We start from the raw sequence: 16893 nt of genomic DNA, 5'->3' as shown, positions 1-16893 counted from the left end.
ATTGCAGCCTACTAGGAAACCAATATTATGAAATACCGTAATTTTAAAACCGTGCCCAAGATGATTTTTGGTCGCGGATCATTTGACCAACTTGACGATGTACTTGCCGAAGAACGTAAAAGCACAGACGATTTTGTGGTCTTCCTAGTAGATGAAGTACATAAAAATAAGCCCTTAGCAGAACGTATTCCTGCAACGGGTAAAGATATGATTATTTGGTTAGATGTTACCGACGAGCCAAAAACCACCTATGTAGATGCTTTAACCATTGAAGTGCAAGAATACTCAAAAGCAAACATTGATGGTCGCAATCCTGTCAGCGTAATTGGTCTTGGTGGTGGTTCATCTTTAGATTTAGGTAAAGCGGTTGCCTTAATGTTAACCAATGAAGGCGGCTCTGCCTCTTACCAAGGTTGGGACTTAATTAAAAATCCAGCCGTACATCACATTGGTATTCCAACCATTTCTGGTACGGGTGCGGAAGCATCAAGAACTACCGTATTAACAGGCCCTGACAAAAAATTAGGCATGAACTCTGACTTTACCGTTTACGACCAAATCATTATGGACCCTGATTTAATTCAAGGCGTTCCAAAAGATCAGTGGTTCTATACAGGTATGGATTGTTATATTCATAATATCGAAGCCTTAAACGGAACCTATATCAACGAATTTGCTCGTGCATTTGGCGAAAAATCATTAGACCTTTGTTACGAAATCTTTTTACAAGATCACCCTGATTCAGATGAAAAACTTATGATGGCCTCTTATATGGGTGGACAAAGTATTGCCTATAGCCAAGTGGGTGCATGCCACGCTTTATCTTATGGATTAGCTTATGTTATGGGCTATCACCACGGTATTGGTAACTGTATTGTCTTTAATGTACTGGACGATTTTTATCCAGAAGGCGTAAAAGTTTTCCGTGAAATGATGGCAAAACACAATATCACTTTACCAACAGGCATTACCAAAAACCTTACTGAGGAAGAGATGGACAAAATGATTCGTACCGCCTCTGGTTTAGCACCGCTTTGGGAAAATGTTTATGGCCCAAGCTGGAAAGAGAAAGTCACACCAGAGTTATTACGCTCTTTATATTCTAAAATGTAAATTTTGGTTCGCCACTTTTTGGTTTTGGCGTTGTTGTTGAATCGGTTATTGAGTAATACTCAACTCCCTCATCAACGCCTAGCCAAATCTCAAAAATTGACTTCCAAAATCCATTAAACCTCAAAATGTTAACCTACCTAAAAAGCCTTCTACTATGAACACTTATGTTTTTATTCCTGCTCGTTACGGTTCTTCTCGTTTACCTGGTAAGCCTTTAAAACTGATTGATGGCAAACCCATGATTCAGCATGTGTATGAACGTGTCTCTAAGGCAAAAGGCTTGGCAGGCGTTTATATTGCAACGGATGATGAACGCATTAAAAATGTGGTTGAAGCCTTTGGTGGTAAAGTGATTATGACCCCAATTGAAGCGGCATCTGGCACCGATAGAATTTCTGCTGCTGCCAATGCTTTAGAGTTAAAAGAAGATGATTTAATTGTAAATGTACAAGGTGACCAACCGCTGGTACATCACCAATCTATTGAAGACGTTATTGCGCCGTTCTTAGCAAAAGATTACGACAAAAGCTTTGAAATGAGCACTCTGTCCTTCAAAATCATTAATGAAGCTGAAATCACCAACCCTAAAGATGTAAAATTAGTGACTGATGTCAATGATTTTGCACTGTACTTTTCTCGTGCCACCATTCCGCATGGTCGTGATTATTGGGATCATGATAGCTTTAAGCATTTAGGTGTGTACGCTTATACAAAAAGGTTTGTAGATATCTTTAACGAGTTGCCAATGGGTAAGCTTGAAGATATTGAAAAGCTTGAGCAACTTAGAGCCTTAGAGTATGGCCATAAAATTAAAGTTGTTCAAAGCCAATTTGACTCTCCAGAAGTAGATTTACCCGGAGATATAGCCATTATGGAAGCCCTTCTTCAAGCTGGCCACTAATTTTTACCAGGCCTGGTAAAATCAACATAAACGAGTTATTTTAATGCCTATTTATCAAATATTAATTCGCGTACTCAGCCCATTTATTTGGCTGATTGTGATTATTGAGGCCATTAAAAACAAAGCCGGCTGGGCGTTTATCTCTCAAAAACTAGGCTTGCACTATAATACTCCGCCAAAAACTCTACAGAAACCCATCTGGATACACTGCGCTTCAGTAGGTGAAGTAAAGGCGGCTGAACCATTGATTCGTCACTTGATTCACCAACACAATATCTTGCTCACCACCAACACCAAAACCAGTGCAAACCTTGTAAAAGAGCTATTTACCGATGAAGTTTTTTTCTGCTACCTTCCTTTTGATTGGCCTTTTGCTCTAAAAAGATTTGTTAACACTTACAAACCTAGCCGACTTTGGATTATTGAAACAGAAATTTGGCCAAATTTATTTAGAGTTGCCAATAAAAAACACATAGAAATCACCATTATCAACGGTCGTCTAACACCTAAAACATTTAAAACACCACGTTGGCTACAAGCCGCTTATCGTAATAGTTTACGTCGTATTGACAAGGTCATTGCTCGCTCGCAACAAGATGCCAAAATGTTTGTAAAACTCGGTGCAGAACCACATAAAATTGAAGTACTCGGCAACTTAAAATATGCAGCCCAACCCGAGATGCAAAACCAAGTTAATCCGCTTAATAGAAGCTTTATATTAGCGGCCTCTACACATAAGGATGAAGAACTAAACATTACAGAAACTTGGTTAAAAATGAACCGACCTGAACTTTTAGTTATCGTACCTCGCCACCCTAAGCGCAGTGCTAAAATTCAAAAACAACTTGAGTTTTTAGGAAACAAACTCGCTGTTGCAAGCAAAAATCAACAACCCAACGATAATACTTTGGTGTATCTTGATGACCGAATAGGCCGCTTATTACCGTTATATGCACATGCAAAAATCGTTATTATGGGAGGCAGTTACACTCCAAAAGGGGGGCATAATATTTTAGAGCCCGCTGCTTTTAAAAAAGCCATTATTACTGGACCTGATAGCTGTGACTTTGAAGATGAAATGAGTCTACTTAAAGAGCATAAAGGCATTATTCAAAATAATAATTATGCAGAATTAGAATCAGATTTACGCATTTTATTAACCCATCCAAAACAAGCTCAACAACTTGGTGATCATGCTTACCAGGCCTTACAAAAACAAAAAAATACACTGCAAAAATACTTAACAACGCTAAATATAAGATAAGATTTTTACTTAAAAATTATCTTACACCTTATTTTTTAGCCTTTTTTTGGCTAAAACCCTGCAAATATTATAGATTTACATAGCTAAACCAGCGTTATTTAGGTTAAAATAACTCCTTACCTTTGAAATTTACCGTATAGGATTACAGATTATGGCTCGCGTCACAGTAGAAGATTGTTTAACTCAAGTAGAAAACCGTTTTGAATTAGTTATTTTAAGCTCTAAACGTGCTCGTCAATTAGCTAACGGTGCTGAAGCAACTTTGGATTGGGATAAAGACAAACCAACCGTTATGGCATTACGTGAATTAGCGGAAAATACCATTGACGGTAAAGTGGTTATGGCGGATCCAGATACTCCTCCATTCTTTAACTAAACAACCTTTTTATATAGAATTTTATTTTTAGCTAAAAGGTTCAACTCCCCCTATGCCAACTCCAATTTCAATTGATGGTCTTATTAAAAAAGCGTCTGCCTACCTCACTCCAGAGCAGGTAGAGCTTATACAATCAGCCTATGAATTTGGAGCTCTTGCACACCAAGGTCAAACTCGAAAATCGGGTGGTGACTATATCTGGCACCCTGTTGCCGTTGCTGAAATATTGGCAGAAATTCAACTTGATAAAGAAAGTTTAATTGCCGCTATTTTGCATGATGTAGTTGAAGACACGCCCTATACCAAAGAAGACATCGTAGAACGTTTTGGCGAAAGTGTAGCTGAAATTGTGGATGGTGTTACCAAACTAGGTAAACTTGAATTTGATAACCCGCAAGAAGCTCAAGCCGAAAACTTTCGTAAAATGATTTTGGCTATGGCGCGTGATATTCGCGTTATCTTAATTAAACTCGCCGACCGACTTCACAATATGCGCACTTTAGGCGTAATGCGCCCAGATAAACAACGTCGAATTGCCCACGAAACCTTAGACATTTATGCCCCAATCGCTGGTCGACTAGGGATTAATGCGGTGCGTATTGAACTTGAAGATCTTGGTTTTAAAGCCATGCACCCTCTACGTTTTGCCGTATTAGAAAGTGCCGTAAAAAAAGCACGTGGTAATCGTAAAGAAGTGGTTGAGCAAATTAGCGAAACCATTCACAACCGCTTAAACCAAGAAAACATTCATAGCGATGTTGTTGGTCGAGAAAAACATCTTTATAGCCTTTATAAAAAGATGAAAAGCAAACGCCAAAATTTTAATGATATTTTAGATATTTTTGCGTTTCGCATTTTGGTTGATACGGCCGATGAATGTTATCGAACTTTAGGTACCGTTCATTCGTTATATAAACCTTTACCAGGCAAGTTTAAAGATTATATAGCCATCCCAAAATCAAACGGCTACCAGTCATTGCATACTGGTTTGTTTGGCCCTTATGGTGTGCATTTAGAAGTACAAATTCGTACAGAAACCATGCACGAAGTGTCCGAACACGGTATAGCAGCACACTGGCAATATAAACAAAACCATACGGAACAAGACAACTCTTTTTCAAATGTAGATTTACGCGCTCAAGAGTGGGTTAAGAACCTATTAGAAATTCAACAAAGTGCTGGTAACTCTTTAGACTTTTTAGAAAACGTGAAAATTGATCTCTTCCCAGATGTCATTTACGTATTTACACCTAAAGGGGACATTATCACTCTACCGACCGGTTCAACGCCTGTTGACTTTGCCTATGCAGTACACAGTAATATTGGCCACAGTACCTTGGGTTGTCGTATAGACAAAAAACTTGTCCCTCTTAGAACCCCATTAGAAAGTGGTAAAACCATCCACATTATTAAAGGTGCGGATGCAGAACCAAATCCGGCGTGGTTAAACTTTGTTAAAACGGCTAAAGCGCGTTCTCAAATTCGCCACTTTATGAAAAACCAACAAACTGGCGAAGCGATTAATCTTGGTCAAAGAATGCTTACCAAGTCGCTCCGCCATTTTAATATGTCTTACGACGGGTTAACCGATGATAATCGAACCCATTTGATTGAAGAATTAAAACTCAATGATTGGGAACAGCTGTTAAGTGAATTGGGTACGGGTAACCGCATGGCACCATTAGTTGCCAAACAAATTCATGACATTGTACTGGGTGCAGATGATGAAATTGGTCCTAAAAATGCCAATCCAGATGCCGCATTACCTATTTCTGGTACAGAAGGTATGGTGGTGCATTTTGCTAACTGTTGCCACCCAATTCCAGGCGATGAAATCGTTGGTTTTGTTAGTACGGAAAAAGGTTTGGTTATTCATAGAGAAACCTGCCATAACATTAAAAATATTCGCAATCAGCCAGAAAAATGCTTAGACGTTCAATGGGATCAAGATTCGGAAGCGACCTTTTTTGCTGAAATACAAATTGAAGCAATGAATCAACGCGGCACCCTTGCCACTATTGCAAATGAAATTGCCAAAACCAATACCGATATTGAACGTGTACGTTCAGAAGACAAAGATGAATCTTATAGTTTAATGCACTTTGTTGTTAACGTGCGAGACAGAGTGCATCTTGCTCAAGTGTTAAAACGCTTAAAACATCTTTCTATTGTTGAAAAAATTCAAAGACTCTAGACTTCTGTGCATTTAAAATAAATGCCATTTTTTGAAGCCTAAATAAAACTCAATGAATCAGTTTTTTATAAAAAGCTTCATTCATACATGAAATAAGGAATCACTATGCGTCAAGTCATTGCTACCGAAAATGCTCCTCAAGCTATCGGAACCTATTCTCAAGCCGTTCGTATTGGCAATACCGTTTATCTTTCAGGGCAAATCGCCTTAGTTCCAGAAACCATGGAATTAAAAGAAGGTGATATTTCAGAACGCATTCATCAAGTGTTTAAAAACTTAAGTGCCGTTTGCGAAGCTGCAGGTGGTTCTTTACAAGATATAGCAAAATTGAATATCTTTTTAACGGATATGGCACACTTCGCAACCGTTAATGAAATTATGGCACAATACTTTCAACAACCATATCCAGCTCGTGCAGCGGTTGCTGTTAAGCAATTACCTAAAAACACCGACGTTGAAATGGAAGGAGTCATGGCTCTTTCTTCATATTAAGTACAACTCAACGCTAATAAGCCCTCTCTACGAGGGCTTTTTTATACGCTATATCTTTTATTTACCCTTTTATAGTTTGGCTATAACAGTTCAATATTCCATTCATTCACTCATTTTCTTTTCTTTAATTATGTTTTTACCAGGCCTGGTAAATTAAAAAAGCGTTGTCGTTATTTGCCTTTTCACCGAGTTATCACTTAATTTCTGAAAGAAATAAGTCTTAATACGGTTTATAACAATAGCAAATCGTTTTAAACTGGAACAGTCTTTAATTATTACGTTGCGTTTTACTTAATACATTTATAACCAACGCAACTAAACTTGGCTTTAAAACGTAATATAAGAATCAAAAAAGACAATAAAGTTCGTAACAAAACCCTTGCGGGCCATACAAATACCCAAACGGTTTTACAGGAGTGATTATGTTTACAGCACCCAACACACTAACAGGTTCTGGTTTAGGCTTACGCCGTGACTTTATACAAGAAGTGATTGATGGGCCAGATTTGGCAGTTGATTTTTTTGAAATCGCTCCTGAAAACTGGGTAAACCTAGGTGGTAAATGGCGTCGTGAATTAACAAAAATCAGTGATCGCTACCCATTAGTGTGTCACGGTTTATCGCTAGATTTAGGCGGTCCGCACGCCTTAGATTTAGACTACATTAAAAGCCTTAAAACCTTTTTTAAACAGCATAATGTTATTCATTACACTGAACATTTAAGTTACTGCGGTGACCAAGGGCATCTTTATGACTTAATGCCCATTCCTTTCACAGAAGAAGCCGTTAAATATGTTGCACAGCGCATTCGCATCGCTCAAGATATTCTAGAACGCCCTATTGGGGTTGAAAACATCTCTTTTTACGCTTTGCCATCTTCACAAATGAGTGAGGCTGATTTTGTAAACGCCGTTATAACCGAAGCGGATTGTGCCTTACTACTTGATGTGAACAACACCTATGTGAATAGCGTTAATCATGGTTATGATCCTGTTGATTTTATTGACGCTATGCCTAGTGAACGTATTTTGTATTTGCATATGGCAGGGCATTATGACGAAGCGAGTGATTTAAAAATTGATACCCATGGCGAAGCGGTTAATGCTGAAGTTTGGTCTTTATTAGAGCATACCTATCAAAAACATGGCGTACATCCTACATTGTTAGAACGTGATTTTAATATTCCGCCATTAAGCGAATTATTAGAAGAAATGAATGAAATTAATATTCGTCAGCAAGCTCAATTTCAAATAGGAGCAACGGCATGACAACGGATATTTCTCAAGCAAATAAAATAAATCAAATTCCCGAAATAACTGAAACTCCGCAATTTCAGTTATTACAACAAGCGCTTACAGCTCATATCCGTGATCCTGAAAATGTACCTTATAAGCCTGACTTTACACAACAAGATGTTTTACCGATTGAGGCAAGACGATTAAAAGTTTATCAAGAACTCTTCTTTAATAATATCTCTGGGTTTTACGCCAATTTATTTCCTGTTATTCATGATATTTTAAGCGAGGAAAAACCTCAAAATAATTACCAAACCTGGTCTGAACTCATTCGTGATTTTATGCGCCATCACCATTCTCGCACGCCATTATTTCACGAACTTGGCCAAGAATTTTTAACCTATTTACACAGTGATAAAGCTCCACTAAATCGTTTACCACCTTTTATCTTAGAACTCGCGCATTACGAATGGGTTGAGCTGGCATTAAGCATTGATGAAGCTGAATTAACGCCTAATATTAGTGATATACAAGCAGACTTAACCCAGGCCTATCAATTATCTCCTTTGGCTTGGCCAGTAGTTTATCAATGGCCTGTCGATAAAATTTGCCTAGAGTTTCAACCTAATACACCACCCGAATCACCTACTTGTTTATTAGTATCTCGCTCGGCAGAAGACCGCATTGATTTTATGCAATTAACCCCCTTGCTCTATCACCTTTTGGTTAGCTTGCAAGAAAACAATAACGAAACAAGTGCAGCACAAACTTTACAAGAACAACTACATACCTTGGCAACGGCCTCTGGTTTAACCGTTAACGAATGTGAAACTTTTGGCCTGCAAACGGCTAATGAATTCCTTAAAAAACAGTTAATCCTGCCACTGTAATCTCAGTAAATTAACTTCTGTTGTAAAGCTTTTAACAACAATAATATTTGTTCATTATTGCTGTTAACAAGTTAAACAAAATCTATATACCCATAAGCCTATTTTGTGCGACAATTTGCCACATTTTCTTTATGCACTATTTACTTAATAATTACGCATTAAATTATTAACTCAGCTTAAAGAAACCAAAATGAAGAAAAAAATCCTAGTCTCTATTATTGCCGCCTTAATGTCGCCGACCATTTATGCCGACACGCTTCCTCAAATACAAGTTGTCGATTCTCCTGAAGAAATGAATCAACAACAGATTTCTAAAAAAACAATTGAATCTAACGTTAGCGCCACCAGTGATGTAGTCAATATTCTTACTCAATCACCCAGTGTATCTGTTAATCAAGCAGGAGCCGTTTCTGCCTTTCCAGTAATTCGAGGAATTGCTGACCATCGCTTAAATGTTGAATTAAACGGAATGCCTTTACTGGCCTCTTGTCCAAATCATATGAATACACCTTTATCGTATGTTTCGCCTTCACAGTTAGATACCGTTGAAATTTATCCAAGCATTACGCCTGCAAGTGTGGGTGGCGACAGCATTGGTGGTAGTATTTTAGTGAAGACAGATAAACCTTATTTTGCCCCCACTTCAGAAGTAGTAACCAAGGGTGAGATAGGTGCTTATTACCGTAATAATGGTGATGCTAAGGGTGGTGATGTTTCTGTCACAACCGCAAATGATAAATTTAGTTTGACTTATAAAGGTTCAAAAGCAGTATCGAATAATTACTATGCGGCTGATGACTTTAAAGACTTTACAACGACAGCTGTTGATAAAGGTACTGAGTTTACTTCTGGCACAAACGTTGGCGACTCTACAGATTTAGATGAAGTCGCAGGTACAGCTTTTGAAACAATTAATCATAGTTTGGGTTTTGCTTATAAAGGTGATAATAATCTTTTTCAAGCCACCGTCACAAAACAAGAGATGCCTTATCAGCAGTACCCTAACCAACGTATGGATATGACAGGCAATGACAGCACTAAGCTAAATCTTTCATATGATCAAGCGATGAGCTGGGGTGACCTAAAACTGCAAGCTTATACAGAAGAGGTCGACCATAAAATGGCATTTATGGATTATAAAACATCAATGCAAATGCCTATGGATACCGAAAGTGAAACTAAAGGCATTAAAGTTTCAGCATTAATCCCTCTAAATGATTCAAACGACATGAATATTGGTATCGAACTTCAACAATACACATTGGACGACTACTGGGTTGCCAATCCAGCAGCACCAGGCATGCAACCAAATACCTTTTGGAATGTCAATAATGGTACACGTGATCGTAATGCAATTTTTGCAGAGTGGATTAAAGACGTTAACCCTAAATGGAAAACTCGTTTAGGAGCACGTTATGAATTGGTTAATATGAACGCTGATGAGGCGCAAGGCTACCATGATGCTAATACTTTCACAAAACCTCCGATGATGGGTGGCGGTACAGTAAAAACTAATGAGTTAGATGAGTCAAATGCCTTTAACGCTTCAAACCGTTCAGTTTCCGATAACAACTTAAACCTAACGGCATTAGCTAGCTATAAAGCCAGCAACACTTTTGATATGGAGATGGGCGTGGCTCGTCAAGTCCGCTCACCAACTTTGTATGAACGTTATACCTGGTCAACATGGAGCATGGCGGCCATCATGAATAACTTTGTGGGTGATGGAAACGGTTATGTGGGCGACATCAACTTAAAACCTGAAACAGCTTATACTTTGAGTACCACTTTAGATTGGCATGCGGCGAATCAAAAAGATTGGAGCATTCAAGTGATGCCCTACTTTAGCCATATTGAAGATTATATTGATGCTCAATTAGTGAAAAGTTATGGGGATTTTGGTGTTTATAAATACGTTAATGAAAGTGCCCGCATTTATGGTTTAGATATCGCGGCTAATACCCAACTGGCTAAAAATAGCTTTGGTAATTGGTCTGCCAAAACCAAAATTAATTATGCTCGTGGTACTAATTTAGAAACCGATGATAATCTGTATAACATCATGCCCCTTAATGCGACCATTGGTGTAATGCAACAGCTGAATCGTTGGAACAACAGTGTTGAATTGATATTAGTAAGCGATAAAACCGAGGTTTCTGAAAACCGCAATGAATTAAAAACAGCAGGTTATAGCTTAGTCAATATTAAAACCAGCTATAACTTAAAAAACCTGCGTATCGATTTTGGTATCGATAACCTATTCAACCAAGCCTATGATCTACCAACTGGTGGAGCTTACACCGGAGAAGGCAGCACTATGTCAATTGGTGGCATTCCGCTATTAGCCGTAGCAGGAGCAGGCAGAACGGTTTATGCTGGCTTTAATATGCAGTTTTAATCTAAATCTTTAATTCTCAAACTAAAAAAAGCCCGTCAAGGGCTTTTTTTATACCTCTAATTTATGAGTTACATCATTGGATAAATTGACGCTAACTTATCAAATTGCTTTACAGTAAGCACTTTTTTCATATTGTCACGACAATCAATTCTAGTTTCTGCAATAGTTTTACGCATATCTAAGGTTTTTTGAAACTTAGTCATTAACTCTGATTTTGGCAGGCCTGCTAATGCATCTTGAATTAATGCTTTTTCAGCTAAATTAACCGCTTGAAACAGACGTTTCATCTCATCACCATGCTTGCTAGTCCAAGCTTTAAGATTGCTGACTTGCTCTTCACTCAAACCTAGTTCTTGGGCATTTTTAATCGCAATGCCGGTTAAGTTAGGAAATGCTGGATTAGCATGCATAACTAATTGCATTGGATTGGTGTTTCTACCATTTGTAAGTTGTTTACCCATCATGCCCATTTTCATACCTTTCATTGGCATTAATGGACGACCTTTGGCTTCAATCGTTTTTGTAGAACCGTCATCAAACGTTAAATCAATTTTAATGTTTTGATCTTTTTGAACTGGCGCGTCTAAACCAATCAACATAATATGAAAACCACCAGGTTTTAATGCGGTTGATTGGCCTGCAGGCAAATCAATTTTTTGCACTTGTCGCATACGCATCACGCCATTGTCGTGAATATGGTTATGCAACTCAGTGGTTTTATTAATATAGGCCTTAGCTGAAACCAAAGCGTGGTCTTTACCACTGGTATTCTTTAATTCCATAAATGCCGCTGTTGCTGGTGCGGTTGGCGGAACCATACGAACATAAGGGTCAGAAACCTCTATGCTATCGGCTACTGAAGCGGCAAAAACTTGACCAGAGAAGATTAAGCCCGCAGCGAATCCCCAACTCATAAAGATACGTCTTTTCATAAAATCATCCTTTGTATTTTTTAAAATGAAACAGATACAATTATCAAAGGATATTTTAAACGGAAATAAAATTATTTACTTATTTGAGAATGGTTTTTAGATAAAATATTATTTTTCAACAGGGCGTTTTTGGAGTTTTCGTTGCAAGGTACGGCGATGCATATTTAAAGCTTCAGCCGTTAGACTGATATTGCCATCATGTTCTAGTAATGTTTTTTGAATATGCTCCCACTCTAAGCGCTTAACAGACATAGGTTGAAACTCTTCTGATTCTACTTCTGGAACAGAATCTTTTACATCATTAAAAATGCTCATAATTTGTTGAGCCGTTGCTGGCTTGCATAAATAATCTCTAGCACCTAAACGCATGGCTTCTACGGCCGTTGCCACGCTGGCATATCCCGTTAAAATAAGCACGTCACAATGCGGCTGTTGAGCAAGTAGTTGTTGCATAAGATTTAAACCGCTTTCGCCATCTAAATTTAAATCTAAAATAGCGTAATCAAAACGGTGCTGTTGTAATTTGATTAATGCTTGTTCTGCTTCTGTAGCGGTAATTACCCGCCAATTTTCTAATTCTAAAGTTCGGGTAAGAATACTCAAAAATACATCGTCGTCATCTACAAGCAAAACGGTATAAATCTGATTTGCTTTAGAATTCATATCTGAACCTCTTTTAGCATGGGTAATTCAATACACACTCTTAGCCCTTTTTTATCTTCAATCATAATATTTTCAAATTTTAGTTTGCCGTGAAAACGTTCAATCATCATTCGGCTTAAAAACACGCCCATACCAATACCGTGATAGTCTTCAACCAAACCTTCACCAAGATGATTTAAATCACTATCAGATAAACCGCCCCCTTGGTCTTCAATAAAAAAATGCCAAAACTTTCCAGAATGTTCTATTCTTAATCTCACGCAATCAGGGCTATAACGCGCGGCATTATCAAGTAAATTTAATAGGGCAAGTTTTATACTGACATCACCCATAACTTTGCCCTTTGGCACAACAAAATCAATATCTAACTTACTTTTGGGATGAAGTAAGGCAAATTCTTTATACAGTTGATTAACTAAATCTTCTAATATTAAGCCGTGTTTATTGGGTGTCGTCGCTTCTTCTGCTTTTGCCCGTAAACTATGCAATTCTTCTATACAACGGTTCAACTGTGTATTAGCGGAATGAAGATATTCCTTGCCATTCGCCGTAACGACTTCTTTTTCTAGCAGTTCATGTAATAACATCAAACTATTTAAAGGGGTACTTAGGTAATGCACAGAAGCCGATGCCATACTGGTAACAGACAGCATATATTCATTTTGCAAGGCACGTTGATATTGTTGGTTTAAGGCTTGTTTTTGTTTTTCTAGACGTTGTTTAAGCGGTAAAATCCACACCGCTAACATAATAACTATGAGCATAAAAACCCACATAGAACCATGTAAATACCATGCAAAAAAAGCAGGTAAACTCGCTACTTTCATAGACATCAACGGTACATAAAACTGACTGAGAATAAAGTATAAAACTGATGTTAATATGGCCAATCCAATAAAGGCTTTAGAAGACAGAACCCACATGGCCAAAACAAGTGGTAATAACAATAGATGAATTAATGGATTAATCGTACCGCCCGTTTCGTAGAGCAGACCAGCATTCATAATAAGTGTCCAAGAAAGCAAAAGAAACCAAGCCGTTTGCGTTTTATGCGCCATAAATTTAAATGGCCATTTAAAAATCACTACAACAGCAAAAGTAACACTTAACAAGACAACCCAGAATAGCACCATGAGGTGATCAAAATGCATCTCTAAATGCAATGAAAACCAAGTTAAAATACCGCTCCATAACACTATTAAACTTAATAACATAGCTAAAAAGTAGTGTAATTCAGGTATTTGCTTAGTCAAGATAGAGCTCGGGAGAAATTGCACAGATAATGTCTTTTTAACAAATAGTGACCCATTGTAAAAACCACAGGCACTCTATTCTACTGAGAGAAATAAATTGTAATCATGTTGTCATACTTAAAGACGGCACGAATACTAAATAATTGGATGAGTCACCATTATTTTATTTGCAAGAGAACAATAGCTCAACCTTATTATTTACAGACTCAAAGGCTAAGCAAAATGATTGGTTGCTACTCTAAAGCTTAAAGTAAGCAATATCATCACTTAAAATTTCTGATTGCTCATTAAGATTTCTTGCATTTGCGGTGGTATTTTCAACCATTTTGGCATTTGCATGTGTTGATGATTCTAAATGGCGTATAGAATTATGTACCTCATTGATCCCTTGGGCCTGGTTTTGTGAAGCATCGGCAATATGAGAAATCATTTTGGTAACTTCAGAAATCGATTCATTTATACTTGATAAAACTAACCCAGACTCACTGGCCATTGTTGAACCTTGGTTCACACGAGATACCGTTTCATCAATTAATATTTTAATATCCTTAGCCGCTTCCGCTGATTTTTGCGCCAAAGATCGTACCTCACCAGCAACAACCGCAAATCCCCGCCCTTGTTCGCCAGCACGAGCTGCCTCTACTGCGGCATTAAGTGCCAGTAAATTGGTTTGAAATGCAATACCATCAATAAGCGCAACAATATCAGCTACCTTTTCACTTGATTCTTGAATGCTCGACATTGCATTAATGGTTTGCTGCATAACCTCAACACCTTGATTGGCCTTATTTTGAACCTCTTCAGCGACTTGGTTTGCTTTTTGAGTATGACTAGACGTCTCTTGTACAGCACTATTCATTTCATCCATCGTGTTTGATGTGTGCTGTAATTCTTTAACTTGTTCATGAACACGGTCATTCAAACTAATCGCATCATTTGATATTTCTTCAGCTGAATCTTTAACAATACTCGCTGCTTCTGAAGCAACACTAATGACCTCTTTTAACTTCGCTACCATATTTTCAATTGCATGGCTTAATGTCTGAACATCTTCATCATACAATGTAGGCTTGTCTTTATTTGAATGTGACATCAACTTAACCGCCAAATCACCTTGAGCAATGGCCGAAATCGTATTTGCAACATCTTCTACAACCTTATTTAATAATTGCGCATTTGAGTTTGAACCAATATCGGTTGCATACTTAATCACTTTTACTACGTTGCCTTTTGCATCCATAATCGGGTTATAGCTGGCTTCTAACCAAACACGCTTATTGTTTTTTCCTAAACGACAATAAGTTCCAGTAAAAGCTTGTCCTGCTGATAAAGATGACCAAAAAGCTTTATATTCTTTACTGGCTGCATAATCTGAATTAGCAAACATTTTATGATGTTGCCCTTTAATTTCAGAAAGAGAATAACCCATTGTTTTTAAAAAATTGTCATTAGCGTTTAAAATTGTTCCATCAGGCTTAAATTCAATTACGGCCATAACATTATTGATTGCGGCAATTTGTGCTTTTGCATCTAGCTCTTCAGAGACTTTATTTGTGATATCTGTGGCAAACTTTACCACTTTTATCGGTTTACCATTTTCGTCTAATACCGGATTATAGCTAGCCTCTAACCAGACTCCCTCACCGTTTTTCTTATGTCTATAAAAACGACCGGAGCAAGGAATACCAGCATTAAGGTTAGACCAGAATTGTTTATATTCGGCTAAATTTATCTCTTTACTATCTACAAAAATCTTATGATGTTGAGAAACGATTTCTTCTAAGGCATATCCCATCGTATTTAAGAAATTATCATTAGCGCTTAATATTGTTCCATTTAGATCAAATTCAATAATCGCTGCTGTTTTATCTAATGCAATTAAGAAAGAGCTTTGATCTGTTAACTTGAGCTGTAAGGACTTAACCTCGTTTTGATAACGTCTACAAAACATACCTATTTACCTCTTTAATGGTCTTAACCAACTACTTAGCATGTTCTTTTGCACGTAAAGTAATTCATTATTAATTTCTGGATTTTATCTAAGCGAATTACATACCAAACCTTTAAAAATTGATTAAATCAACTAAACGATAAGTATTTTTGTTGTCTGGTTCATTTTTTTCAATATGCTTTAAAGAATGATTTACTTTAAAATAAAAATTACATATGCATAGTGATTCACTTTAATTATGGTAAATACTGACTTTAAGAACGCTACTCGTTGTATAACAATTTAATATAGTTCACAGATAATGGTACAGTAAATGAAAGAACAGCTTGCTATAGCGGCATCAATCTTGACTAAAGTTAAGCTGCCAAAAATTTCAAATGAAGTATCTACCCTTCAAAATGAATCGTTTAAACCAGATCCCGATATTCTTACTATTGTTCAGTGTATTAATCGTAATCCAAAGCTTTTTACAAAATTCCTAAGTGTCGCGAGCTTTATGGCTAAAAAAGAGATCGTAACGGCTAGACAGGCCGTAGATACTCTGGGAACAAAAGGTATTTTTACCATTTTCTTTTCTAGTGCCATTGAATTTAGTTTTCAGGCTAAAGGTGATTCAGAAATTATTGTGAATCATGCCGTAAAAATAGCCACCGCAATGGCCGAACTCTCTAGAAAACTAAAAGACTTTAAATCAAGCGATGCCTATCTATACGGCTTACTTTATAACGTTGGCTACATTGTATTAAGCCAATACGCTCCTGAAAGATACAAAGCCTGTTATTTAGCCAGCTTAATGACCCCTTCCAAATGTCCAGAAATGGAGCTTGAAGCGTTTCGTACGACCAGCGCGCACATTGGCATTTACGTTGCTAAAAAATGGCGTGTTAAAAACTCAATTTACTGTGGAATTCTTTTCCAAAAAGAAGATGTTCAAAAATGTCCCAAAGGTGAAAACCAGGCCTATGAAATGATAAATCTATTAAATATTGCGCGCATGATTGTTTCTGAAGCCGAAGATGCTCGCTATGTGACTGAGGAAGTTAGAGAATCTGCAAAACGCTCTATGGAACGTTTAGACATCAGCAACCTTCAAGTTATAAGAGCTCAACAAAAAGTAAAAGAACTTGGTAAACAACTCCTATCTTTTCCAGAACCTCCTCCTGAAAGCGAAGAAGCCTAGCTTTTGCGCAAGATATAAAATTGCATTTAATGAATTTTAACTCAATCCTTT

At 37.4% G+C, this 16893-nt stretch carries 14 protein-coding genes; 10 read left to right on the top strand and 4 right to left on the bottom strand.

Annotation, left to right across the window (positions count from 1 at the left end; genetic code table 11):
- Positions 1 to 27 precede the first annotated feature (27 nt).
- From ACYQ0E_RS01015 to ACYQ0E_RS00975, 9 genes are all read left to right on the top strand, one after another.
- The gene (locus tag ACYQ0E_RS01015) at positions 28 to 1113 is read left to right on the top strand and encodes an iron-containing alcohol dehydrogenase family protein (RefSeq protein ID WP_460186404.1); all 1086 of its coding nucleotides are present in this window, start codon (positions 28 to 30) and stop codon (positions 1111 to 1113) included.
- A 154-nt stretch (positions 1114 to 1267) separates the two neighbouring features.
- On the top strand, positions 1268 to 2014 hold the full coding sequence (gene kdsB, locus ACYQ0E_RS01010; RefSeq protein WP_460186403.1) for a 3-deoxy-manno-octulosonate cytidylyltransferase: 747 nt from the start codon (positions 1268 to 1270) through the stop codon (positions 2012 to 2014).
- 43 nt (positions 2015 to 2057) lie between these two features.
- The gene (locus tag ACYQ0E_RS01005) at positions 2058 to 3278 is read left to right on the top strand and encodes a 3-deoxy-D-manno-octulosonic acid transferase (protein ID WP_460186402.1); all 1221 of its coding nucleotides are present in this window, start codon (positions 2058 to 2060) and stop codon (positions 3276 to 3278) included.
- Positions 3279 to 3429: 151 nt separating this feature from the next.
- The gene (gene rpoZ / locus ACYQ0E_RS01000; RefSeq protein ID WP_460186401.1) at positions 3430 to 3654 is read left to right on the top strand and encodes a DNA-directed RNA polymerase subunit omega; all 225 of its coding nucleotides are present in this window, start codon (positions 3430 to 3432) and stop codon (positions 3652 to 3654) included.
- Positions 3655 to 3706: 52 nt separating this feature from the next.
- Complete coding sequence (locus ACYQ0E_RS00995; RefSeq protein ID WP_460186400.1) at positions 3707 to 5848, top strand: RelA/SpoT family protein; 2142 nt, start codon at positions 3707 to 3709, stop codon at positions 5846 to 5848.
- A gap of 105 nt (positions 5849 to 5953) precedes the next feature.
- Positions 5954 to 6340, top strand: a complete 387-nt coding sequence (locus tag ACYQ0E_RS00990) for a RidA family protein (protein WP_460186399.1) — start codon at positions 5954 to 5956, stop codon at positions 6338 to 6340.
- 422 nt (positions 6341 to 6762) lie between these two features.
- Complete coding sequence (locus tag ACYQ0E_RS00985; protein ID WP_460186398.1) at positions 6763 to 7608, top strand: HvfB family MNIO-type RiPP peptide maturase; 846 nt, start codon at positions 6763 to 6765, stop codon at positions 7606 to 7608.
- Entirely contained in the window at positions 7605 to 8465 is an 861-nt protein-coding gene (locus ACYQ0E_RS00980; protein ID WP_460186397.1) for an HvfC family RiPP maturation protein, read from the top strand. Before ACYQ0E_RS00985 ends, ACYQ0E_RS00980 begins: the two co-directional genes overlap by 4 nt.
- Before the next feature lie 190 nt (positions 8466 to 8655).
- Positions 8656 to 10863 (top strand): TonB-dependent receptor, encoded by a 2208-nt coding sequence (locus tag ACYQ0E_RS00975; RefSeq protein ID WP_460186396.1) that lies wholly within the window; start codon positions 8656 to 8658, stop codon positions 10861 to 10863.
- 68 nt (positions 10864 to 10931) lie between these two features.
- Here the strand turns inward: ACYQ0E_RS00975 and ACYQ0E_RS00970 are convergent, their stop codons facing one another.
- The 4 genes from ACYQ0E_RS00970 to ACYQ0E_RS00955 all read right to left on the bottom strand — a co-directional run bounded on the left by ACYQ0E_RS00970 (position 10932) and on the right by ACYQ0E_RS00955 (position 15662).
- Positions 10932 to 11795, bottom strand: a complete 864-nt coding sequence (locus ACYQ0E_RS00970; protein WP_460186395.1) for a copper chaperone PCu(A)C — start codon at positions 11793 to 11795, stop codon at positions 10932 to 10934.
- A 108-nt stretch (positions 11796 to 11903) separates the two neighbouring features.
- Positions 11904 to 12458 (bottom strand): response regulator transcription factor, encoded by a 555-nt coding sequence (locus ACYQ0E_RS00965; RefSeq protein ID WP_460186394.1) that lies wholly within the window; start codon positions 12456 to 12458, stop codon positions 11904 to 11906.
- Complete coding sequence (locus ACYQ0E_RS00960; protein WP_460186393.1) at positions 12455 to 13711, bottom strand: sensor histidine kinase; 1257 nt, start codon at positions 13709 to 13711, stop codon at positions 12455 to 12457. The genes ACYQ0E_RS00965 and ACYQ0E_RS00960 overlap by 4 nt, the downstream gene beginning before the upstream one ends.
- Positions 13712 to 13949: 238 nt before the next feature.
- Entirely contained in the window at positions 13950 to 15662 is a 1713-nt protein-coding gene (locus ACYQ0E_RS00955; RefSeq protein WP_460186392.1) for a methyl-accepting chemotaxis protein, read from the bottom strand.
- A gap of 313 nt (positions 15663 to 15975) precedes the next feature.
- On the opposite strand from ACYQ0E_RS00955, the gene ACYQ0E_RS00950 reads away from it, so the two are divergent.
- Positions 15976 to 16842, top strand: coding sequence for an HDOD domain-containing protein (locus ACYQ0E_RS00950; RefSeq protein WP_460186391.1), 867 nt, complete (start codon positions 15976 to 15978; stop codon positions 16840 to 16842).
- Positions 16843 to 16893: the final 51 nt, after the last annotated feature.

The organism is Thiomicrorhabdus hydrogeniphila (assembly GCF_054656895.1).
The sequence above is the reverse complement of the archived record's forward strand: the minus strand, read 5'-3'. Positions and strand labels throughout refer to the sequence as shown.

Excerpts from the sequence above, each read along its gene's own strand:
- ACYQ0E_RS01015 (WP_460186404.1), top strand. The coding sequence starts at position 28 with ATGAAATACCGTAATTTTAAAACCGTGCCCAAGATGATTTTTGGTCGC.
- kdsB (WP_460186403.1), top strand. The coding sequence starts at position 1,268 with ATGAACACTTATGTTTTTATTCCTGCTCGTTACGGTTCTTCTCGTTTA.
- ACYQ0E_RS01005 (WP_460186402.1), top strand. The coding sequence starts at position 2,058 with ATGCCTATTTATCAAATATTAATTCGCGTACTCAGCCCATTTATTTGG.
- rpoZ (WP_460186401.1), top strand. The coding sequence starts at position 3,430 with ATGGCTCGCGTCACAGTAGAAGATTGTTTAACTCAAGTAGAAAACCGT.
- ACYQ0E_RS00995 (WP_460186400.1), top strand. The coding sequence starts at position 3,707 with ATGCCAACTCCAATTTCAATTGATGGTCTTATTAAAAAAGCGTCTGCC.
- ACYQ0E_RS00990 (WP_460186399.1), top strand. The coding sequence starts at position 5,954 with ATGCGTCAAGTCATTGCTACCGAAAATGCTCCTCAAGCTATCGGAACC.
- ACYQ0E_RS00985 (WP_460186398.1), top strand. The coding sequence starts at position 6,763 with ATGTTTACAGCACCCAACACACTAACAGGTTCTGGTTTAGGCTTACGC.
- ACYQ0E_RS00980 (WP_460186397.1), top strand. The coding sequence starts at position 7,605 with ATGACAACGGATATTTCTCAAGCAAATAAAATAAATCAAATTCCCGAA.
- ACYQ0E_RS00975 (WP_460186396.1), top strand. The coding sequence starts at position 8,656 with ATGAAGAAAAAAATCCTAGTCTCTATTATTGCCGCCTTAATGTCGCCG.
- ACYQ0E_RS00970 (WP_460186395.1), bottom strand. The coding sequence starts at position 11,795 with ATGAAAAGACGTATCTTTATGAGTTGGGGATTCGCTGCGGGCTTAATC.
- ACYQ0E_RS00965 (WP_460186394.1), bottom strand. The coding sequence starts at position 12,458 with ATGAATTCTAAAGCAAATCAGATTTATACCGTTTTGCTTGTAGATGAC.
- ACYQ0E_RS00955 (WP_460186392.1), bottom strand. The coding sequence starts at position 15,662 with ATGTTTTGTAGACGTTATCAAAACGAGGTTAAGTCCTTACAGCTCAAG.
- ACYQ0E_RS00950 (WP_460186391.1), top strand. The coding sequence starts at position 15,976 with ATGAAAGAACAGCTTGCTATAGCGGCATCAATCTTGACTAAAGTTAAG.